Origin of the sequence: Saccharolobus shibatae B12, from assembly GCF_019175345.1 — an archaeon.
In the GTDB taxonomy this organism is placed as follows: Archaea; Thermoproteota; Thermoprotei_A; order Sulfolobales; family Sulfolobaceae; genus Saccharolobus; species Saccharolobus shibatae.
On record NZ_CP077717.1, the window covers coordinates 677,532 to 698,933 of the forward strand.

The window sequence follows — 21,402 nt, forward strand, 5'->3', positions numbered from 1 at the left end:
AGAAAGATAAAAAGTTAGAGCCTGAAGCTAACCTTCTTCTTTTCAGCTTTCCAATCTACGTTAACTGGTGGGAGACCCTTCTTACTTCTAATATAATTATAGGCTGATAATGCAGCCTTAACTCCCTCTGCAGCAGCTACAACGGCTTGCTTATACGGCGTTTGAGTAACGTCCCCAGCTGCAAATACTCCCTCTCTACTTGTTCTTCCTAATTCATCGACAACTATCTCGCCTTTTTCATTTAACTCAACAAAGCCTTTTAGGAACTCAGTTTTCAGAACATAACCCATTTCAATTATAACACCATTGACCCCCAACGACATTGTCTCATATCCCTTCTTTATCACAATCTCCTCAACCTTACTGTTCCCTCTTATTTCTAAAACTTTTGAGGACGTAAATATTTTAACGTTAGGTTTATTCAACACGTTCTTCACGATCTCCTCCTCACCCGCCAGATAAGACGATGAGGTAATATAATATGCTGGATTTGCGTAATTAGACAATAACTCTATAGCTTCTATCCCGGGCTCGCCTTCGCCTACTACAGCTGCTGGCTTACCCTTGAAGAATGCAGCATCACATATTGCACAATATGATACTCCTTTTCCTTTAAACTCTTGCTCTCCAGGGACGTTAATTTCCCTAGGCGTTTTACCAAACGCTAAAATTATAGCTCTTCCAGCGTATTCACCTTTAATTCCCTTTATTATGAATACGTCAGACTCTTGCACTATCTCCTTAACCTCTTCTCCATAAATGAATTCCGCGCCGAACTTCTTAGCTTGTTTCTCAATCTTTTGTGCCAGACTTAATCCTCCAGTTGACTCTACTCCGGGATAGTTCTCTATTAAATCTGTTAACGTTAATTGCCCACCTAGATCTTTTGATAGTACTAACGTTGATAGTTTTTGTCTAGAAGAGTATAGTGCAGCACTTAATCCAGCAATTCCTGCCCCAACTATTATTGTATCAAATGTCTTTAACGGCATTCTATATCTCTTTTATACTTTATATAATAAAAAGTTATCTTTCGATAGTCTGTAAAAAAGTTAAGTATTAATAAAAAATGTTCTTAGTGTTTAAACCTCTCCTTCATCCATTGCCTTACATCGTAGAAATAAATGTTATCATATGGACAAGCATCAACACATTCACCTATTCCAACGCACTTAAATGACTTAAACTCCCCTTTCTTTATAAACCATCCCCTCATATCTGTAATTCCAACTGGACAAGCAAAGGCACAATCCACTGTTTTGCAGTTAACGCATAACATCGGATCCTTTATCTTCAATCTAAATAAGCCTATACTACTAACAGCTTGATTAAATACTCCCCAATAACAATATCCAGTGGTAACGCACGCGAATGTACCTAGGAATGGTATAGAAATGAATAAGAGATACCAAATTACATCAAACCAAACAAAATATATTAGAAACGTAATATCAGTGCCAAACAGTGTAAAACTAATTACGCCTAATGAATTAAGATATGATACGACTGCAGCTATTAGTACTAATATTGAAACGCTAAGCGTTATCGCTTTAACCCAATTCGGTCTTCTGGACGTCATCAACTTCCTCCCTACTTTTGAAGTTCTATTGTATACTTTAAGTGAATCATAAAAAGTACCTTGATACATTAAGGGTGCAGTACAACTTACAGAACACAAATTTCTCGAGCCGAATAAGAAAGAGAGAATTGCGTAAACCACATAAGTTCCTATAAGACCTAAGAGTACGGAATTTGAAAATCCTCCTAGCGTTCCTATCCCCATTGACCACATATAGGGTATGTAGGGTAGACGATCTGAAAGTGGGCTAAACATTGGGATGTAAATAGTGTATAACGCATAAGCTAGGATCATTAAACTCATCCTAACCCTTACTTCCTTAACTCTCATTTCTAACATTTTCTTAAACGCTAAGAATCCCATCTCTATTCCCATCATTATTAAAAACCACATGGAACCCAGAATTGATCCAACTATGTCTATTAAATCCCACAACGCGTTTATCAGATTTGTCAAGAGTTGCCACGGTAGTGTTAGGCTATTTATAAATCCAGAAATTCCGGGCGAAAAAATTCCTTCAACGAAATCCAATACCCCTCCCATAAAGAATTCCATAATGAATGTGAGGAAGATTATTGTGAACGCCAATAAAGGATTTCTAGTGTAATTCCCTTTTCTCGGGTTTGGTCCAGCCAATGCCCTATAAACGAACCACGTCATTCCTATTATCATGGATATGTCGAAAACTATTAAGGTGCCATAAAGGAAGAATAGGAACTCCCCTATCATCATCAATGTGAAAATAGATGTTAATTCGATTGTTGTAAAGGTTTCTTGTGAAGCCCTTAATCTCTGCTTATACAGAGAATCGTAAATTAGTATCGTATCCCCAATCATTATGATGGCAGAGAGCCATATTGGTAAATTTATTGAAGGAAATATTTGTGGAAACCAAGGCATTAAGAGTAATAAACCAATTAGATAGTTCCTCAATGTTTTATCAATATTTTTAAAGGAGAGGATTAGTGTAAACGCCATTTCCACCATCATTACACTCACGAAGTATATGTTCCCAATAGACGTATCTATGTTAGCTGGAATTGAGGTTTCCAAAGTGTAAATTAACGCTCCCATTGCTATTTCAGAAATTACCATAAGTAACGCAAATAAGCTATATACAAATCGTCTCATTTTAACTTCCTTCACGTTAAGTAATGGATATAATCCGAAAATCATATATGCGGAGTTAGTCATCAAAAAGTAGAACGGATTATTGCTAATTAGATAAAGATAACCTCCTATATTCATTGTTAGCATCATTCCTTCAACGTATAGTGCCAATAACACTCTCCTTGTTGATCTCCACCTTTCCACTTCGTAAATTACGTAAAACATGGCCAGAAGCATAGTAATAGTAATTATTATTGGAAGCAAGATCATAATCTCGCTTAATATTTCTTTTTAACACTAAAAAGTTTTGCTTAAAATATTAGAAATTGTGACTAGTTTTATAAATAGTCAATCCGAGAATAAAATATGAATATTGTTGTTGGTTTTAAGATAGTTCCAGATGATCAAATGGTTAAGGTTGTGGGGGACAAACTAAATACTGATGCCCCATTGAAGGTAAGTACTTATGATAAGAACGCTATTGAAGAAGCCATAAGGTTAAAGGAGAAGTTTGGAGGTAAGGTTACGGGTATTACAGTAGGTAGTAACGATAGGAAAAGCATTAGGGAAGCCTTAGCTATGGGAGTTGATGAAGTAATAGCTATCTTAGTTAAAGATCCAGACGTTTATGTTACTGCTATGGCGATAGCTGAAAATGTGAAAATGCTAAATCCAGATATAATATTATTTTCGGAAATGACAACTGATAGTGGAACTTCAGCCTTACCCGCTTACGTTTCTGAACTTCTTGGCCTGCCTTACATTTCTAACGTAAAATCACTTAAGATCGAGGGAAATAAGGTTACAGCGGATAGGGGAATGGTAAGCTATATTGAGACTGTTGAATCAAGTTTACCTTTAGTTGTGAGTGTTGGTGGTGAAATAAATACTCCTAGAATCCCTAGCGTTAAGCAAATAATGGAATCCTCTAAGAAGCCAGTTAAGGAAGTCAAATTTGATGCACAATCTAAGGTTAGAATAAGGGAAATTAAACCAATGATCGTGAATCGAAAGAGAATAGTTATTGAGGAAAGTGATATAAATAAGGCTGTTGATAAATTAATTGAATACTTAAAGTCTGATGGGGTGATCTAATATGAAAGCTGTAGTGTTCTCTGAAAGTCCGGTATTCTTAAAAATGGCAGCAGCTGTGGCTCAAAGTTTCGGAGGAGATGTAATAGGAATATCCGACAGTGAGAACGTTAAGTTCGTAAATAAACTATACATTATTGATAAAATGGATGAGGATGGGATTGTAGATTTAATATCTTCACTCTCTCCAGATGTGATACTAACTGGAAATGTGAGAAGGGATAGGGCAATAGCTGGAAGAGTAGCGGGGAAGTTAAAGTTACCTATAGTTACTGATGTAGTCTCGCTAAAGGTTGAAGATAAGAAGGTTACGTTAAATAGGGTAGCCTATAGTGGAATGGGGTTAGTTACTCTAGAGAGCGAGTTACCGATTGTTATGACTATTGCAAATACGCAATTACAACCCAAGGAACTTCAACCAACTGTAGAGAAGGTTCAATTGAAAGAGGGCAGGGTTAAAATCGTCGGTAGGAAATCAACTTCCTCTGGAGTTAATTTAGCTACTGCAGATATTGTAATTGGTGTGGGAAGGGGTATTGGATCTAAGGAAAACGTAAAATACGCTGAAGAATTGGCAAAGGCGTTAGGTGGAGCGGTTGGTGGGAGTAGACCAGTAGCTGCTGAGCTCAATTGGGTTCCAGAAGATAGACAAATAGGTTTATCCGGTTTAAGAATTAGACCCAAATTGTATATAGCCCTAGGAATATCTGGTCAACCCCAACATATAGCTGGTATAAGGGATTCCAAAATTATAGTTGCTGTTAATACTGATAAGAATGCTCCAATACTTGAAAACGCGGATTACTTGGTTGTAGGCAACGCAATCGATTTCTGTAAAGTTATGTTGAGTAAGCTAGGGAAAAAATAATAATGATAAAAACGATTTTATTTTATGGTATTTCCTTTTAAGTCCTTGGAGGATTTTAAAGTAGAGATAACCCAAGATCATGAATTATTAAGAAGTGCAGTTAGGGATTTTGCTGAAAACGTATTGGCCAAGTATGTTGAAAGAGGTGAAAAAGAATTAGATATTCCTTTAGAGGCTAAACAAAAGGCTAAGGAAATAGGCCTATATGGCTTATTTGCTAGCCAAGATTTAGGGGGACAAGGAGCGGATTACTTATCATTACTTACAGCAACAGAGGAGATGGCTAGAATTTGGCCCTCATTTAGTACATTTTTATTAATAAATTGGATGTTTATTTATGCATTATCTAGGTTTGGAAACGAAGAATTAAAGAAAAAATATGTCACGCCAGTAGCTAATGGTGATAAAGTAGCTGCATTTGCTGTTACTGAGCCTGTGGCTGGATCAGACGTAGCTGGTATAAAGACAACAGCAAAGAAATTAGATAGTGAATATGTGATAAATGGAAGAAAGATTTTCATAACTAATGGTGATATTGCTGATTATTACTTAATTGCAGCTAGAACATCACCTCCAGATCCTAAGGCCAGATGGAAAGGCATATCAATGCTTATTGTGGAGAAAGACGCAGTGAAACCAGTAAGTAGAATCGAAACTACTGGATTAAAGTCCTCACATACTGCTGAAATTTTACTTGAGGATGTGAAAATACCCGCTGAAAATCTACTAGGAGAGGAAGGCAATGGATTTAAATATGCGGTGAGTTCTTTTGATTTCGCTAGGACCATAGTAGCTTCACAAGCCTTAGGAATTGGACAAGCTGCATTAGAGAAAATGATAAATTATTCACTTCAAAGAACTGCATTCGAAAAGAAACTAGCGGAATTTCAATTAGTTCAAACTAAAGTTTCTGAATCGTTAGCTGATTTGGAGGTGGCAAGATTAATAACATATTGGGCAGGGACACTGTTCAAGAATGGTAAAGAAAACGAATACACAGTAGCAGCATCGTTAGCGAAATTCATATCCACTGAATCTGCTGAGAGAATTATATTAAGGGCTATGAGCGTCTACGGTGGTTATGGCGTTACTACCTCTACCGGATTGGAGAGAATGCTAAGGGATCTACAAATAATGAAAACATATGAAGGAACAAACGATATTCAAAGGATTAGTGCAGCAAGATTTCTTTACAATAAATTCATTGGTTATAAGGTGTGACCTTGTATATTGGTAGTTCAGTTAAGAGAGTTGAAGATTTACGATTTTTGACTGGAAAAGGTAGATACATTGACGACATTTACTTTCCTAACATGCTATACATGGCAGTATTGAGGTCGAATTACGCTTGGGCTAAATTCAAGATTGATCCTAAAAGGGTTGAGGAAAGAGGTTTCAGCGTAATAACGTTTGAAGATACAAAGGAATTTTCGCCATTGCCCAATTTTTTCGTCTCTGATCCTAAGAGAGTACCAAAGGAGTATATTTTAGCTAAAGATGAGGCAAAGTATTTTGGAGAACCAATAGGATTGGTAATAGGTAGGGATAGATATGAGGTTTATGATGCATTGGAACTAATTGATGTAGATTATGAGCCTAGAGAGCCGATAACTGATCCATTTAAGGCAATAGGTCCTAACTCACCTACTTTACACAAAGAACTAGGCTCCAACATTGTGTATAGCGATATTTTCGAATATGGAGAGGAGCCAAATGATTACAATTACATAGAAAAAAAGATTAGATATAATAGGATCCTACCGGCTCCTCTTGAAACCAATGGGGTAATAGCTGAATTTGATAAGATTAGCGGAAACTTAACGATATATGCAAATACGCAAGTTCCACAAGTCTTTAAGACGGCATTGGGCATTATTTTCAACATTCCTAGATCTAAGGTCAGGATAATTGTTCCAGACACTGGAGGAGGATTTGGCGGAAAGATCTTTCTAAAACCCATAGCAATGACAGCATTAGCTTCAATAATAACCGGAAGGCCGGTAAAGTATATAGAGACTCGATATGAACATATAATTTCTGCAATTCATGGACCAGATAGACATTACACTGCAAAAATTTTATATAAGGGGGACGAATTAGTAGGAGCAATAATTGACTTAGTAGAGGATTTTGGGGCATATTTGCACACTTACCAACCCTTACCAATTCTCAGACAAATATATCAATTGGTTGGTCCATATAAAATGAAATACCTTAAGTTCAGAGTATCTGGAGTAGTTACGAATAAACCACCAACGGGGGCATATAGGGGACTAGGAATTCCACCAGCAGTTCTAGTATTGGAAAACCTCGTGAAAAGCGTTTCTAAAGTAAGTGGAATTGATGAAATGGAATTAAGAATGAAAAATTTCATTGATAAACTTCCTTATGAACACATAACGGGTGCGGTATATGATAGTGGAAATTACAGAGAGGCATTAAAGAAACTTGTTAGCCAACTGGAGGTAAAGGACAAGGATAAGTACACGGGAATTGGGATAGCATTCGCATTGGAACCTGGCTCTTCATTGGCTTTCCAAACGCTAGTTGTCAATAAGCCTAGGACACCTTACTATGAGGGTGTATATATGAGGATGGATAGCGGAGGCGACGTTACGGTGTTTCTCTCAACAAATACTATGGGTACAGGGCATGAAACTAGTATATCCCAAGTAGTTGCTGATGTTCTAGGTATTCCGATTGATGACGTGAAAGTCATATTAGGCGATACTGCAGGTCCCCCAGGAACAGGGTTTTATGGTAGCAGATTCTCTGTAGTCGGTATTTCAGCTGTTTACACTGCTGCCCTAAAATTAAAAGAAAAAATGAGAGAATACTTAGCTAAAATGTTCAACGTTGAAAAAGACGAGGTAAAAATAGATAATGGAATAGTAAAAATAAGTAACAAGTCGTTCTCTATAAAGGAAGCCGTTAACATGATATATAACAGATCGTACTTAATAGGGAACGAAATAGGATTGGACGTTTCAGTTACCATCAATTCATATAATGTAAACATCGCTGATGATAAGAGAAGAGTGAATTTCTCCACGACCTATGGTGTTAACGCACATGGTGTAGTAATTAAGGTTGATAAGGATACTGGATTTATAAAAATACTTAAGTACGTAGTATTGAGCGATTGCGGAACTATGATAAACCCAATGATAGTGGATGGACAACTAATGGGAGGTACTACAATGGGGATAGGGGCATCGCTCTTAGAGAAAGTTGAATATGATGAAAATGGTATTCCAAAGCAAACTTCTTTTGCAGACTATTGGATTCCATCAGCAGAAGAGGTACCTACATTCGAGATCCAACATATGATTAGCCCTTCACCTTTTACACCACTAGGCACTAAAGGTGTTGCGGAAGGAGGAGCTACTGTACCTCCAGCTGCCATCATTAATGCCTTAGAGGACATACTAAAGAAACCAATCAATAGGATTGAAATACCAATAACACCAGAGTATGTATTACAGTTAATTAACGACATGAGCTAATTATCGCATTCAAGATTTCCTCTTCTTTTCCCTTCCCTTTACCCAAAGTAACATATTCAATAACCTCGCTGATCAACTGTTTTAAAGTATCCTCATCTTCATTGCAAAATCTATTCTTCATTTCTGAATCACTAGTCAATTTTTCCTTTACGAAATCACTAATGGAATCATGTTCTATCACCTCTCTTATGAAATTCCTCATTAATGCGTATTTGTAAAATGGTGTTTCCATAAAATTTAATCAATTTATATCGATATAAAGCTAATGTTATTAACCTATTTTACGAGATATTAACATATGGAAAGGAAATTAGGATTCATATTTGACCATAATAAGTGCATAATCTGTAACGCTTGCGTTGATGCTTGCAATAAAGCTTATGGTAACCTTAACTGGAGAAGCTTAATCGTGATGCCATATGGTGAGAGTAAAACAGCGCTTTCAATTGCTTGTAATCATTGCGATAATCCAACGTGTATGCAAGTATGCCCCGCTAATGCAATCGAGAAGAACGAAATGGGAATAGTCAGGATAAGAGATGATAAATGTATAGGATGTGGATTCTGTACGTGGGCTTGTCCATACGAGGCTTTAAAGTTCAATAATGAAGGAATCATGACTAAATGCAACTTTTGTTATGGCCGTTTAGCAGAGGGAAAGGGTATACCATACTGTGTCGAAGCTTGTCCCACAGGGGCATTAGCGTTTGGTTGGATAGAGAAAGGAGAAGCAGAAGTAAATTACCTTCCGCCCTCGGAGATAACTAAACCAAGGATAGTAATAAAACAACCAGAAATAAAGGAGAGCCTTAAAGCAAATGTTTTACATACTAAAAAGGAGGAGAATTACTTGGGACTATTAGTTTTTACAATTGGGAGTGAATTCGCGTTGGGTTACTCTCTCTTTAAATTGCCATTCTGGAGTATTGTAAGCGTTATCTTTCTAGTAGCTTCCTTACTCTTATCAGTAAATCACGCTAAGAGAACTGATAGGTTTTACAGAGTTATTTACAACTTGAAGACATCTTGGTTAAGCAGAGAAGTATTATTTTCATCCTTATCGATACTATTCTATATCTTAAGTATAGTCAAACCCGTATTTTACTATCCTGCAGTAGTATTTCTGACCGCTGGAGTTATCTCAAGTATTATGATCTATATGTTGAAAAGTAGGCCATCGTGGTATAAGGCTGATACTCCAGTTTCCTTCGTAGGGAGTATCTTTACAATGTCTCTACCAATTGTGTACTTTTTGACTTACGATCTAACAACTATTATTCCATTAGTGATAATATTAGCTATAGAAATAATCTCCAATCAAATGAGGTCTAAAGTTAGAACGAGCCTTAACATTGTTTCGATTCTCATCTCATTAATTTCAATCATAATTCCTGAAATTATCATTATAGTTGAAATTATGAATATTGTTTCTGAAACCAAACATAGGAAAGAATTTTATGAAAAAGTTATATACTACGGCTTACCTAAAGTTTAAACATTTTTTATAGTTAGTTTTTTAAATGATGAAGAGTATACAGTTCTAATAGGTGGTTATTTATTGCTCGAAATAAGATTCCACGGTAGAGGTGGACAAGGTGTCGTAACGGCTTCTCAACTGTTAGCTGAAGCAGCTGGATATGAAAACCTTTACACTTCTTCTTTTCCCATTTATGGAGCGGAAAGGAGAGGTGCAGAAATAGAGGCATATTGTAGAATATCCGAGAATCCGATTAGGGTAACTTCCCCAGTAGAAGAACCAGATTACTTGGTCGTGATAGATAATTCCCTTCTCCAAATATCTAGGAATTTGTTCAGAGGACTAAAAGATACTTCGACGATAATATTAAATTCACCTTCCAAACCGGATCTTAACTGGAGAACTTTTCACGTTAATGCAACTAAAATTGCAACAGATCTAGGCCTAGTAAAGTCAGGGTGGCCGATGGTGAACGTAATCATCTTAGGAGCGTTAATAAGGGTAATGGGAGTACCTAAATTATCTTCGCTTGAGCAAGCAATAGAAGAGGAATTTGGAGGCAAAATAGCTGAACTCAACATAAAAGGTGCAAGATTGGCCTATGAACAAGTTGGTGTTGAGTATGTCACTGCTTGAATATCAATACTTTCCTGTAACTAGACCCAATAAGGGTGCTGGAGGAAGAACTGGAGCATGGAGAATAGTAAAACCTGTTGTTGATTATAACAAGTGCATAGGTTGTAAAGCATGTTTTATGTTTTGCCCAGAATCCACTATAGTCCCTAGCAATGGTAAGGTAAGAGTTGATTATGAGTATTGCAAAGGCTGTGGAGTTTGTGCCAATGTATGCCCAGTTAAGGCTATAAGTATGGTGAATGAGCAATGATTAGAAAGGTTATTTCTGGAAATGAAGCTGTTGCGTTAGGTGTGAAACTAGCGAGAGTAGGAGTTACAGGGATATACCCAATAACGCCACAAACTACGATAATTGAGAAATTAGCTGAGATGAGAGCTAAAGGTGAGATTGAAACCGAAATAGTGAGAGTTGAAAGTGAGCACTCCGCAATGGCTGCAACGTTCGGTGCTGCTTTAGGTGGTGTTAGGGCTTTTACTGCTACCGCATCACAAGGACTCCTTTACATGCACGAAATGATTTGGTGGGTGGCTGGGAGTAGAGTACCAGTAGTAATGGTTGTAGGTACTAGAGCAGTAGGAGCTCCTTGGAACATTTGGAATGAGCATACCGACTTTACAAGTGAGAGGGATAGTGGATGGATAATGGCTTTTGCATCCAATCCGCAAGAAGCATTAGATCTAACTTTACAAGCGTTTAGGATTTCAGAGGATGAGAGAGTATTCTTACCAATGATGGTCGGTATGGATGGATTTATCCTTTCGCATACTAAGACTAATGTACTAATACCCGATCAAGAGCAAGTGGACGACTTCTTGCTTCCAAGGAGACAGCCATATGTGATAGATCCAGAGGACCCAATAGGTATGGGTAACATATTCCCTCCGGAGGGCTATATGAGACTAAGGGAATCAATAGATTTAGCACTTAGAAATTCAGAGGATATAATAAAGGAAATAGGAAGAGAATATAATAAGAAAATTAACCCATTAGGAGATTACTCCACACTAAATGTGTCGTATAAACTAGAAGACGCGGATTACGCAATAGTTCTAATGGGAGCTTGGGCAGGAGATGCCATGGAGGCTGTAGATACATTAAGGGAGAAGGGGATAAAAATAGGCATGTTAAGAATAAGGTATCTTAGACCTTGGAGTGAGAAGGAGATAAGAAATGCGTTGAAGGATAAAAGGGCTGTTCTAGTGTTAGATAGAAGTACGAGTTTTGGTAGGGGTGGAGGACCACTTTACGTTGAAGTAAAGTCCACAATATCGGACATTGTACCACAAATAAAAGGTGTAGTGAGTGGGTTGGGAGGTGTTACAGTTAACAAGAGCGAACTATTGTATATATTTAACAAGTTTGTAGAAGGCTTAAAGGATGACGTAATTTGGTATTATCCAAAGGAGGTGGGAAAGATTGAGCTTAGGACTCCGAGAGATATTGAATAAGCATAATGGTATCTTATCCGGGACTTCAGCTTGTCCCGGCTGCCCAGAGAATATGGCAATGAGAATGCTAGGAATGGGACTAGGTAAAGACGTGGTTCTAGTAGTAGTTGCGGGATGTTCCTCAGTAATACAAGGAAATGCGCCTTATAATGCTTACAACTTTCCTACTGTGAACGTTGCCTTTGCGGCTGGTCCAGCTACGGCTGCTGGTTTGGCTAGAGCGTATAAACAAAGAGGTAAGAATGTCACTGTAGTGGTTTGGGCTGGAGATGGAGGAAGTGCTGATATAGGATTTGCATCATTAAGCGGGGCTGCAGAGAGAAATGATAATATACTCTACCTTACTGTGGATAACGAGGCCTATATGAATAGTGGAGGGCAGAGAAGTGGCTCAACTCCCTTTGGAGCAATTACTACTACAACTCCAGAGGGAAAAAAGGAAAATAAGAAAAACTTGCCATTATTAATGATAGCGCATAACGTACCTTATGTGGCTACTGCATCTGTAGGATATCCACATGATTATATAGAGAAGTTAAAGAAAGCTAAGCAAGTTGAAGGTTTCAAATACGTTCACGTCCTAACTCCAGATCCTTACGGTTGGTTATTTGATCCTTCAAAAACTCCTGAAGTGGCAAAATTAGCAGTTCAGACTTGCTATTGGCCCCTCTTTGAATATTATAATGGAAAATTAAGCATTAGTTCAGAAAGTTTACATTGTCTTGACAGAAGAACTAGAAGACCTATAAGAGACTTTCTAAGTGCTCAAGGAAGATTCAAGAGATTGACAGAGGATCAAATAAAGATTTTAGAGCAATATATAGATAACGTGTGGGAGAAGTTAAAATCCATGCTCGATAATCAGTAACGTTATTTCTTATACTCTTCAGACGCTAGTTCAAATGCTTCCCCCAGTTCATTTACAGCATTGTTCACTGAGCACTTCTTAACGGTTTCTTGTCCTAGTGATCCAACCTTCTCATCCTTTAGTGCTAACTTTAGTTTTTCAGCCAATTCTTCAACATTTCCGGATTTAAATACGAAACCATTTCCTCCCTCTATAATTAGTTCACTAACTCCAGTACCACTACTTACGACTGCTGGTTTTCCGTAAACCCAACCTTCACATACTGCTAGCCCAAATCCCTCTATTCTTGAAGGTAAAAGAACTACATTAGACCTTTGATAAAGTGCAAATAATTCCTCATCTGGCACATAGCCGGTAAATACGACCTTATTCTGTACTCCTAAGCTCCTCGCTAATTCCTTTAACCTACTTACCCACATACTTCCCTTATCATGGCCCAGAGTCCTACTGGTAAAACTACCATCACCAGCTAATACTAATTTAGCGTCAACATTCTTTATTGCTGATATCGCCAAGTCTTGACTTTTCATTGGATCCATTCTCGCAACAACTAAAACTATCTTATCATCACTCTTAAATCCATACTTATCCTCGACGTATTGGATCTCCTTCTTCCCAACGGTCTTATAACTTGAAGGGTCTATGAATGGGTAAATTTGTTTAACTTTGACTTTAGCTCCAGTTCTTACTAGACCTTCCAGATCCCTTTTTGTGCTTAAGATCACTAGATCGAAGCTCTCAAATGCTTTAATCAGAAATTCCCTTAATTTTTTGTTTAAGTTCTCTGGAACAAAGGGTATATGATACCATAAAACCGCTGGAGCAGAAGGTCCAATTATTCCCCCTACCAATAACTGTTGAAAGTCATTTATAAAATAGATATCTGTATCTTTATAAAATTCTAATAATTTCTGAGCTGAAAGCCAATTATAATTTGCATAAGCTATATACTCTTCTCCTACAAGTTCATATTTACCTAGTCCGTGAGCTTCATTATATAGACCCTCTTTAAATCTAGTATAATTGGCTAAAGATTTAGCTTCTAGATCTACGAAATGAACTTCGGTACTAGTCATTTTTACCGATGGAGGGTAACCCGGTCCCAATGAGACCCATCTAGACTTCGAGAAGGCATTAGCGTTTATGAGACTCAACATCATCTTCGCAACTCCACCAACTGAAATGTGGTAATCCTCATTACTCAATAAACCAAGATCTATTGGAGGCTCCAGATAGCCATACTTTTCCAATAAATCTCTGTATGTTAATGTAAATCTTATTGGTGGTGTTTGAGTATTAATAGCAACGCTAAACATACTATTCTTTTCCACATTTATCCATTTATGTTTATCTTGAAATAAGGGCAAATTAATATACAAATTTATATCTATTGTATTTATCAGCCTTATTGAGAGTACCTTAAAAGTATTAAAACAGATAGCCTTTAGGGTGGTGGGGAAAAGTCAGTTCTGTGCCCATCATTTTAAAATAGGGATAAAATAAAAGCATCTATTGCTATTAGCGAATGAAAATTTGCTAATGTTTTACCATTAAACATTCAACTATTAACACTTAAGACTAAAATTTTTTAGGACAAACTCTCTACTATTCGCGTGATAAGATACTACGAATTTCTTTCCAATGGCATTACGTCAGCTTTAATAAAAAACGGTAGTGTTGAATGGTTACCATTACCTAGATTTGATTCTTCATCAATTTTCACAAGAATTTTGGATGAAGAAAGAGGAGGATATTTCAGTATAAGGCCAGCAGATGAAAAATACGAGATAATCCATGAGGATTATGTTGAAAATACATTGATTTTAAGAACTGTATTCAAAAGTGAGAAAGGTAAGGCTGAAATATTAGACTTCTTACCCTTATCATTATCTGGCATTATACGAATATATGAGAGTGAAATAGATTTAAAATTAGATATAAAGCCATTTTTTGAATATGGCCTTGTAACACCAGCTATAATTAAAGCTAGAAGGGGCTTAATATTTAGAAATCCTAAATCTAAAGAAGGTATAGAAATACTGATAGGAGGTGAATATGTACCCCTTGACAATACTGAGTTCACGTTGAAGAAAGGTAAAGGTTATATATACTTACTTTACTCCAAGGATTTACGATATGGTCTATTCAGTAATAAGGGCTTTGTCTATTCCAAACCATATGAAGCCTTAAATAAGGCTATAAAATATTGGAAAGGAAGGTTAGAGAACGCTAAAAAGGTTAACATGTATAGGGACGCGTATTATAGGTCATTACTGGTACTTCTTGGCTTAATTTATGAACCGTCCGGAGGAATTATAGCAGCTCCAACTACGTCTCTTCCAGAGATAATTGGTGGGTCAAGAAATTGGGATTATAGATATGTGTGGATTAGAGATGCGTCATATTCAGCTGAAGCATTAATAAAGGCAGGATTGCTAGTAAAGGCTAGGGATATAATAAGCTTTCTAACTGCAATGGTAGATCCCTCATCTAAGAGTTTTGATCATCCGCTTTACACAATAGATGGAACTGCACCACCTGCAGAGGAAATTCTGGATTGGCTCGAAGGCCATAAGAAATCGTTTCCAGTTAGAGTTGGAAATGCCGCTTATATGCAAATACAAATGGACGTTGAAGGTGCCTATATGAATGCATTATATGAATATTATAATACCAGTAAAGATTCGAAATATGTTAATGAAATATGGTGGGCTATAGAGGCAATAGCTGAATGGACCAAGAAGAGTTGGAAATGGAAAAGCACCGATTTATGGGAACAAAGAGGAGTAGAGGAACATTTCACACATACTAAGGTTATGAATTGGGTAGCACTTGATAGGGCTAATAGACTCGCAAAGGAATTAGGATATAAAAACGAGGCTGAGGAGTGGATTAGTATCGCTGAAGAAATCAGAAAGGACATTCTTGACAATGGATATTCTCAAAAACTAGGTTACTTTACGAGGTATTACGGGAGTGATTCAGTGGATTCGGCTTTGCTTACTTTACCATTGTACGGCTTTATAGATGCTAAAGATCCTAGATTTTTAAAGACACTTGAGAAAATTGAGAAAGATTTAATGATTTCAGATGGTTTGTTATTAAGATATAAGGATGACTTTATGGGAAGTGTAAAGCATCCTTTTACCTTAGTATCGACATGGCTAACCAGGGTTTATATTAGGTTAGGAGAAATAGACAAGGCGAAAAAAGTAATTGAGAAACTAATAAGCTGTTCCACATCATCATTATTACTTGCTGAACACCTAGATCAAAATACTTGTGAACCTAGAGGGAACTTTCCTCAAGCGTTTCCCCATGCAGGATTAGTAATGACCATAGTAGAACTAGAGGAGAGGAGGCTAGTTTAATGAACAGATTACAACAACTTTTGAAGGAGGCTTTAGATGAGATTGAAATATATGGATCTTGGACTTCCCTTTATTATATTTTGAAGTCGGTAGCGGAAAGTAACGTGGAAAAGTTATGTAGAGAACAAGAGGTGATTTATCACATCACTGTTGATTCGCTAACACTATTTACAATATATAAATATGGTGAAGGAGTTGATAAGACTAGGCTTTTCGTGCTTTCATTTTTACTCTACGATTATTTATCTAGACATTATAATATACAAAATCCAATTTTTTCAATTAAATGGAATAAAAGATACTTTATATATAGTCCTAGAATAGATTCTCGTTTACATAGTCTATCAAAAAGGGGTCTGATCCTAAAAAAGGATAGACTATACTATTTAAGTCAATTAGGTATAAGTGAAGCTGAAAGTATAAATATAGGAAAAAAGGATAGTGCAAAAGTTGATAATATTGTAGCAAATTTAAAATCTCTAAGGAAGGTTAAAGATATAAAAATATTTATAAGAAAATATCTTTTGGAATAATAGCAGAAGCCAAGATAATAATATGGATACTAAAATTCTTATTCTTTAAAATGTTCATGAAACAAATAATTCGTCCTCGATTTGAAAAGTAAGGCTTTTTCGCCATGTCTTCTGAAAATTTTAAGAACATCAAAGAGTCCAAAGAATGGAAGGAAGTTATGAACATGCTTGGGGATCACTTCTTTTAGGAGTTTAAAGTAAGTATTAAGGGCTGTAAGCCTTATGAATCTTTTGGAACAAAAACCTTTACCATGATCAGTAAGGATGACGTTTTTACTCTTATACTGAATGAGTATAAAAATTCACAGAAACCCGTTTCAATATCTAAGATTAAGAGAAAATTTAAGGACGAAAGCATCACACAAGTACTTGAGGAATTAGAGAAAGAGAGAAAAATAAGAAGAGTTGAAAATAAGGGTAAAGTTAGTTTTGAGCCAATAGATGGTTTAAACGTAGCAGAGGAGTTGAAAATATTAAGGGATGAGATTCATAGAATGCTCAATCTATTACAGAAATTGATCGAATCAAAGAGTTTTTCATATAAGGATTTTGATGAAGCTTATGATAGGATAAAGGATTCTTTAGGATATGCACCTTTGGAAAGAATAAGGATAGAACTAGGACTTTCTAAGGAAGAGTTTTACTCAAAATTTAGAAAATATATTGAGGAAAACTACGATTTAATAGCGGGAGGAGATGAGGGATTTACGAGAAAGGGTGTTACCTACGGAATAATTAAGAGGAGGAGATAAACGTGGTTTGTGAAATACCAAGAGTAACTGTAACTACTTGGTCATCTAAAAGTGTCGTATTGGTAGGTCCAACTTATAGAAAATACTTGGAAAAGGCGCTTGATGTGGTAAGAAATAACGAGGTAGCGTCAGTAGTTGGACAGCCCGGAATGGGAAAGACTACGTTGCTAAAGAAAATAGAGGAAGTAACGAAAAGTAATAACTTAACAATTTACCTAGACTTAGCTAATAAGCAAAATATGGATGAGGAGTTCTGGACCAAGATTAATCAATTCGAATTGAGGGAAAAGGTTCTACCTGAATTGCAAAAGGTAAAAAGTAAACTTGGATATTCGTTTTGGAAAAAAATTACTGGAGTAAAATTTGAGGACTGGCTATTGAAGATTTGTAATAAATATGATAACCCCTTCTTAAGGGTTTACTGTTTTAACTACGAGAGGAATTTCGATGGAATGATCAACGCGTTAAGAGATATGAAGAACTTAGGTAAGCCAGTGTTACTAATTGATGAAATAAGAGATTATCACTTAAGCCTAATACACAGACTAATTAACGCAGGACTTGAAATACCAATAGTTTTGGCAATGCCTACTGAAATTTACAGCAAGATTTCTGACCTAGCAATAAGAAGGAGGATTGAGGAGAGCAGAATTCCATTAGATGACGCCTTAACAACTGAGGACATAAAGGAAATTGTCGAGGCGTATTGTAAGGATCTAGCAGAGGATATTTTACCCATAATTATTACATTGTGGAGTAGTAAGGAGATAACCAATGTGAGTTCAATATTACAATTTATACGGAATGAAATGGATAAAGTGGAAAAAGTTTGCGAGAAAAACGACGTGGAGTGTATTAGAAACGAATTAAGGAAATACACTAGCTTGAGGAATCCAGAAGATGATGCTAAGGAATTTGAAAAGAAGGTTAGAGATTTACTAAGTAATATAAGTAAAGAGTTTGGGATAAGCTACGTTCATCCAAGAGGAAAGAGAATAGAAATTGACGGAAAGAGTCTAGTAGTGGGTTTGTTCTTCATTGCGGATAATCAAGTATTCTTAGGAGATGTAGTATTCACAAATGACGGGAGATTACATAATGAGGAAGAATTGAAATTGTTAAGTAAAGTTGAGGAAGTTGAACATGAGAAGAAAATATACAAGGTTGGGGGTAGATTCATAATAACTAATATTAATATTAATATTAATGACATCTATGTCCTAAATATTCCTACACTAGAAGTTGTAAAAATATTAAATGGTGACATATTTCTATTAGAAGAGAGAATAAAGATCCTTTTTGATCAATATCAAACGTTTACAAGGAATGAGACAGAAAGCCTCGCCCTTTAGGTAAGGGGAATTCAGTATGATAAAAGAAAAGGTAAGGAGACATCATAATTTTTATATGTAATATGATAAAATGTAAGGGTGTTAGGTCTTTGTTCTCTAATGACCCTCTACTTTAACTAGAAAAGAAAAATTTGACAACGAGGAAGCTGTCAGAGCTATAAGAAATGCGATAGCTGCTGAAATCGATGCTATAAACTTTTATTTGCAACAAAATAAATATATAGATGACGAGAAGTTAAGAAAAGTACATGAGGATATAACTAAAGAGGAAATGACTCATTTTGGGGAATTCCTAAGATTGCTATACCAACTTTCTCCAGAGGATTTCAGCTATTTTAAAAAGGGATGGGAAGAAGCCTCCAAACTAATCGGAGGAAGTAAGGATTTTCCTTTTAATTCAGCCCACACCTAGCGAGAGTTGTAAAGATCCTATAGTGAGCTGGATAATTGAGGGAATTATGTCAAATAGAATAGTAAGAAATATAGAAAATATGATAAATTATGAATTTACTACGGTACCTTTTCAGAAGTAAAAGAAGATTCAGGTGATACGGTTCAAAGCAAAAGTGTGACACTATATGAAGTTCCATTAATTAGTTCTCAAGTTAAATTTTATGTGGGTCAGAAGAACTATTCAAGAAGGACAGCTATAGTGGCTGGTAAATCTTTTGCTAAGATAGAGAATCAACTATTGCTAAAGAATCATCCGTTATCCCATCTAAAAATGGGTAGGCAAATAACTGTATCTGATTGGAATGTTTCTGGAAATATTCTACTCGATGTTCTAAGAGCATATGAAAATTTAGCCAAAGAGGGATTCGGGAAAGGTATTTACGTATTGATATCTAGCTCTAACTATTCTAAGACATTTAGGGTAGTTGATGGAACTGGGACCTACGAAATTGAAATGATAAAGGAAATAGGAAATGTAGTACCTACGGACATTATCAATAATGATGAAATTTACATCATTAGTAAGCAGGGATTTGACATTTTAGTTTTCTCTGAAGCTAACGTTAAGTACTTGTCCAAAGAAAGGGATTATGAGGTATATTTAATCACGGAACAGATTGCACCTAGATTAATAAGTAGCTCAGCATCTTGCACAATTATACAAAAAACGTCATGATCTAACTTTTATTTCTTCCAGTCTCTTTTTTAAGTTCTTAAATATCAACTCATCTAAAGAAATATCATAGGCAATTAATTCCACATTTCCACTAGCCTTGAGTAAATACGCGAAAATCTCATTTCCAGGTACATCCATGTTATTTATCTGTGCATGGGAAACTTCCCCATTGACAATTGAGGTCATTATATTATAATCATCTCCAAGAATAATTATACCTCCTTGTTTAATGTTTACCATAACTTCCCTTAATTTCAATATAACCTCTTCAACGCTCCCTCTGAATCTAAATACCTCATTAAGGGTTGGAGTTTCTTCGTTTATAGAAGGCTTGAAATAAAATCTTAGAAATGGTACTATATGCTCTTTTACTAAATGTGTTGCAAAATCAAAATCTCCCATTCTGACTTTATCTAGAAAACCGAAGCTTTGCTTCACATCAACAGCTACTTTTATTCTTGTTAGTCTACCTAATTCTGTCAAAATGAGATCTATCTTCCATATTAATTTCCCATTATCCCCTTCCCCTTTATATGTAATAGTATTAAATGTGAGCATAGGTCCTTCCATTGTACCCGAGAACGTTGTCACTCGTGATTCAGGATCTCCAATTACATAGAGAACTTTGAACTTATTCTCTGGATTTTTTAGACTACCCATTGTCACAAATTTATTTTCAGTCTTATCAAATATATTAACAATCATCAGATGACCTAATATTCCAGTAAACCTCACTGGATCTATAAAGAATGACAATAACTGATATCTATTAGCTTTCACTTCCATTTCTTCTGCATAGGGCATAAATCTAATATATAATTTTAAAATATAAACCTTATTGATTTATATAGGAGATTACCTATATATAAGCACCTTTAGTGGAAACGAAACGCAAATGCAAAATATGAGCTTTCATTAGGCTCCAATATTTTGAGTCCTAATCCGTTGTGATAGGCATCTGGAGCACCACTCATAGGTTCTATTGCAACTGAGCCCCTTACACCAGTATATATTTGAACGAAAGGCATGTTTCTTCTTGTAATTCTCACTTTCGAATACGAGGAATGTAACTGAATACCTCCACTTATCAAGAAACAATCATCGTAATCAGTATGCTCAAGTTTAGTCTTTATCAATTCCCCAGTAGGGATCTTATTGAAACTTATGCACTTCTTAACACTTTCTTCCTTTTCCACCACTATCCTCCAATCGTCAGCTGTAATAAAGTAGGGATGTGCACCAACTGTCAACGGGGCTCTTTTATTTCCCACATTTCTCACAACTATCTTTGTCCTAAGACCGTATTTGAAAACCTTATAGGTTATTAGACAATCCAGTTTAGAAGGATATCCTTCATGTTCTAAAATATACTCCAAGCTAACGCTATCTTCGCTTTTGGTTACCACGTTGAATTCCTTATCCATGACTAGTCCATGTATTGCGTTTCCCTCTCTATTTTGGGGTAAAGTATATTTCACTCCCTCAAATACATATTCTGCATTTTTCACTCTATTTGCAAATGGTATTAGAATTGCCATGCCACCCCTTGTTGGTCTCTCCAAATCACCCTTTAATATCATATCTCTGTTTCCTATTCTAAACGCGTTAAGATATGCGCCTTTTGTTAAAATTTCAGCTTCTGTATCTCCCTTTTTTATTTTCATACACTTTCACATTCGG

Annotated in this window: 19 protein-coding genes and 1 pseudogene; 14 read left to right on the forward strand and 6 right to left on the reverse strand. The window is 36.1% G+C overall.

What is annotated here, in order from left to right; all coding sequences use genetic code 11:
- Window positions 1-14 precede the first annotated feature (14 nt).
- Window positions 15-992, reverse strand: coding sequence for an NAD(P)/FAD-dependent oxidoreductase (locus tag J5U23_RS03830; protein WP_218267013.1), 978 nt, complete (start codon window positions 990-992; stop codon window positions 15-17).
- An 83-nt stretch (window positions 993-1,075) separates the two neighbouring features.
- Window positions 1,076-2,959, reverse strand: a complete 1,884-nt coding sequence (locus tag J5U23_RS03835; protein WP_218267014.1) for a 4Fe-4S binding protein — start codon at window positions 2,957-2,959, stop codon at window positions 1,076-1,078.
- A 96-nt stretch (window positions 2,960-3,055) separates the two neighbouring features.
- On the opposite strand from J5U23_RS03835, the gene J5U23_RS03840 reads away from it, so the two are divergent.
- The 4 genes from J5U23_RS03840 to J5U23_RS03855 are packed head-to-tail and all read left to right on the forward strand — an operon-like array spanning window position 3,056 to window position 8,155.
- Complete coding sequence (locus J5U23_RS03840) at window positions 3,056-3,784, forward strand: electron transfer flavoprotein subunit beta/FixA family protein (protein WP_218267015.1); 729 nt, start codon at window positions 3,056-3,058, stop codon at window positions 3,782-3,784.
- Window position 3,785: 1 nt separating this feature from the next.
- Window positions 3,786-4,649: an electron transfer flavoprotein subunit alpha/FixB family protein gene (locus J5U23_RS03845; protein WP_218267016.1), complete on the forward strand. Its 864-nt coding sequence runs from the start codon at window positions 3,786-3,788 to the stop codon at window positions 4,647-4,649.
- A 24-nt stretch (window positions 4,650-4,673) separates the two neighbouring features.
- Window positions 4,674-5,870, forward strand: a complete 1,197-nt coding sequence (locus J5U23_RS03850) for an acyl-CoA dehydrogenase family protein (RefSeq protein WP_218259509.1) — start codon at window positions 4,674-4,676, stop codon at window positions 5,868-5,870.
- Window positions 5,867-8,155: a xanthine dehydrogenase family protein molybdopterin-binding subunit gene (locus J5U23_RS03855; RefSeq protein WP_218267017.1), complete on the forward strand. Its 2,289-nt coding sequence runs from the start codon at window positions 5,867-5,869 to the stop codon at window positions 8,153-8,155. The genes J5U23_RS03850 and J5U23_RS03855 overlap by 4 nt, the downstream gene beginning before the upstream one ends.
- Here the strand turns inward: J5U23_RS03855 and J5U23_RS03860 are convergent.
- Entirely contained in the window at window positions 8,139-8,387 is a 249-nt protein-coding gene (locus J5U23_RS03860) for a hypothetical protein (protein ID WP_218259511.1), read from the reverse strand. The two genes, J5U23_RS03855 and J5U23_RS03860, sit on opposite strands and share 17 nt — an antisense overlap.
- 66 nt (window positions 8,388-8,453) lie before the next feature.
- On the opposite strand from J5U23_RS03860, the gene J5U23_RS03865 reads away from it, so the two are divergent.
- From J5U23_RS03865 to porB, 5 genes are all read left to right on the forward strand, one after another.
- Window positions 8,454-9,650 carry a 4Fe-4S dicluster domain-containing protein gene (locus tag J5U23_RS03865; protein ID WP_218261236.1) on the forward strand — a complete coding sequence of 399 codons (1,197 nt, stop codon included), beginning with the start codon at window positions 8,454-8,456 and terminating at the stop codon, window positions 9,648-9,650.
- A gap of 63 nt (window positions 9,651-9,713) precedes the next feature.
- A complete protein-coding gene (locus J5U23_RS03870) occupies window positions 9,714-10,268 on the forward strand; it encodes a 2-oxoacid:acceptor oxidoreductase family protein (RefSeq protein WP_012712478.1) in 555 nt (184 codons plus the stop codon).
- Complete coding sequence (locus J5U23_RS03875) at window positions 10,255-10,518, forward strand: 4Fe-4S binding protein (protein ID WP_015581639.1); 264 nt, start codon at window positions 10,255-10,257, stop codon at window positions 10,516-10,518. The genes J5U23_RS03870 and J5U23_RS03875 overlap by 14 nt, the downstream gene beginning before the upstream one ends.
- On the forward strand, window positions 10,515-11,717 hold the full coding sequence (locus J5U23_RS03880) for a transketolase C-terminal domain-containing protein (RefSeq protein WP_218267018.1): 1,203 nt from the start codon (window positions 10,515-10,517) through the stop codon (window positions 11,715-11,717). Before J5U23_RS03875 ends, J5U23_RS03880 begins: the two co-directional genes overlap by 4 nt.
- Window positions 11,686-12,585 carry a pyruvate synthase subunit PorB gene (gene porB / locus J5U23_RS03885; protein WP_218261238.1) on the forward strand — a complete coding sequence of 300 codons (900 nt, stop codon included), beginning with the start codon at window positions 11,686-11,688 and terminating at the stop codon, window positions 12,583-12,585. The genes J5U23_RS03880 and porB overlap by 32 nt, the downstream gene beginning before the upstream one ends.
- 2 nt (window positions 12,586-12,587) lie before the next feature.
- On the opposite strand, the gene J5U23_RS03890 is transcribed toward porB, so the two are convergent.
- Window positions 12,588-13,985: a glycosyltransferase family 4 protein gene (locus J5U23_RS03890; RefSeq protein ID WP_218267492.1), complete on the reverse strand. Its 1,398-nt coding sequence runs from the start codon at window positions 13,983-13,985 to the stop codon at window positions 12,588-12,590.
- Between the two features lie 213 nt (window positions 13,986-14,198).
- Between J5U23_RS03890 and treH2 the strand changes: the two genes are divergently transcribed.
- From treH2 to J5U23_RS03915, 5 genes and pseudogenes are all read left to right on the forward strand, one after another.
- Window positions 14,199-15,956, forward strand: a complete 1,758-nt coding sequence (gene treH2 / locus J5U23_RS03895) for an alpha,alpha-trehalase TreH2 (protein WP_218267019.1) — start codon at window positions 14,199-14,201, stop codon at window positions 15,954-15,956.
- On the forward strand, window positions 15,956-16,489 hold the full coding sequence (locus tag J5U23_RS03900) for a hypothetical protein (protein ID WP_218261240.1): 534 nt from the start codon (window positions 15,956-15,958) through the stop codon (window positions 16,487-16,489). The genes treH2 and J5U23_RS03900 overlap by 1 nt, the downstream gene beginning before the upstream one ends.
- Window positions 16,490-16,740: 251 nt before the next feature.
- Window positions 16,741-17,241, forward strand: coding sequence for a hypothetical protein (locus tag J5U23_RS03905; protein ID WP_218261241.1), 501 nt, complete (start codon window positions 16,741-16,743; stop codon window positions 17,239-17,241).
- Between the two features lie 2 nt (window positions 17,242-17,243).
- The gene (locus J5U23_RS03910) at window positions 17,244-18,593 is read left to right on the forward strand and encodes an ATP-binding protein (protein ID WP_218261242.1); all 1,350 of its coding nucleotides are present in this window, start codon (window positions 17,244-17,246) and stop codon (window positions 18,591-18,593) included.
- Window positions 18,594-18,682: 89 nt separating this feature from the next.
- Window positions 18,683-19,722 (forward strand): annotated as a pseudogene (locus J5U23_RS03915) (encapsulin).
- On the opposite strand, the gene J5U23_RS03920 reads toward J5U23_RS03915, so the two are convergent.
- Together J5U23_RS03920 and J5U23_RS03925 are read right to left on the reverse strand one after the other, a co-directional pair.
- Window positions 19,717-20,526 carry a hypothetical protein gene (locus tag J5U23_RS03920; protein ID WP_218267020.1) on the reverse strand — a complete coding sequence of 270 codons (810 nt, stop codon included), beginning with the start codon at window positions 20,524-20,526 and terminating at the stop codon, window positions 19,717-19,719. The pseudogene J5U23_RS03915 and the gene J5U23_RS03920 sit on opposite strands and share 6 nt — an antisense overlap.
- A gap of 71 nt (window positions 20,527-20,597) precedes the next feature.
- Complete coding sequence (locus J5U23_RS03925; RefSeq protein WP_218267021.1) at window positions 20,598-21,386, reverse strand: aldose 1-epimerase; 789 nt, start codon at window positions 21,384-21,386, stop codon at window positions 20,598-20,600.
- Window positions 21,387-21,402 lie beyond the last annotated feature (16 nt).

Excerpts from the sequence above, each read along its gene's own strand:
- J5U23_RS03845 (WP_218267016.1), top strand. The coding sequence starts at position 3,786 with ATGAAAGCTGTAGTGTTCTCTGAAAGTCCGGTATTCTTAAAAATGGCA.
- J5U23_RS03875 (WP_015581639.1), top strand. The coding sequence starts at position 10,255 with ATGTCACTGCTTGAATATCAATACTTTCCTGTAACTAGACCCAATAAG.
- J5U23_RS03840 (WP_218267015.1), top strand. The coding sequence starts at position 3,056 with ATGAATATTGTTGTTGGTTTTAAGATAGTTCCAGATGATCAAATGGTT.
- J5U23_RS03850 (WP_218259509.1), top strand. The coding sequence starts at position 4,674 with ATGGTATTTCCTTTTAAGTCCTTGGAGGATTTTAAAGTAGAGATAACC.
- J5U23_RS03830 (WP_218267013.1), bottom strand. The coding sequence starts at position 992 with ATGCCGTTAAAGACATTTGATACAATAATAGTTGGGGCAGGAATTGCT.
- J5U23_RS03905 (WP_218261241.1), top strand. The coding sequence starts at position 16,741 with ATGATCAGTAAGGATGACGTTTTTACTCTTATACTGAATGAGTATAAA.
- J5U23_RS03900 (WP_218261240.1), top strand. The coding sequence starts at position 15,956 with ATGAACAGATTACAACAACTTTTGAAGGAGGCTTTAGATGAGATTGAA.
- J5U23_RS03880 (WP_218267018.1), top strand. The coding sequence starts at position 10,515 with ATGATTAGAAAGGTTATTTCTGGAAATGAAGCTGTTGCGTTAGGTGTG.
- J5U23_RS03920 (WP_218267020.1), bottom strand. The coding sequence starts at position 20,526 with ATGCCCTATGCAGAAGAAATGGAAGTGAAAGCTAATAGATATCAGTTA.
- J5U23_RS03925 (WP_218267021.1), bottom strand. The coding sequence starts at position 21,386 with ATGAAAATAAAAAAGGGAGATACAGAAGCTGAAATTTTAACAAAAGGC.
- J5U23_RS03860 (WP_218259511.1), bottom strand. The coding sequence starts at position 8,387 with ATGGAAACACCATTTTACAAATACGCATTAATGAGGAATTTCATAAGA.
- J5U23_RS03835 (WP_218267014.1), bottom strand. The coding sequence starts at position 2,959 with ATGATCTTGCTTCCAATAATAATTACTATTACTATGCTTCTGGCCATG.
- J5U23_RS03865 (WP_218261236.1), top strand. The coding sequence starts at position 8,454 with ATGGAAAGGAAATTAGGATTCATATTTGACCATAATAAGTGCATAATC.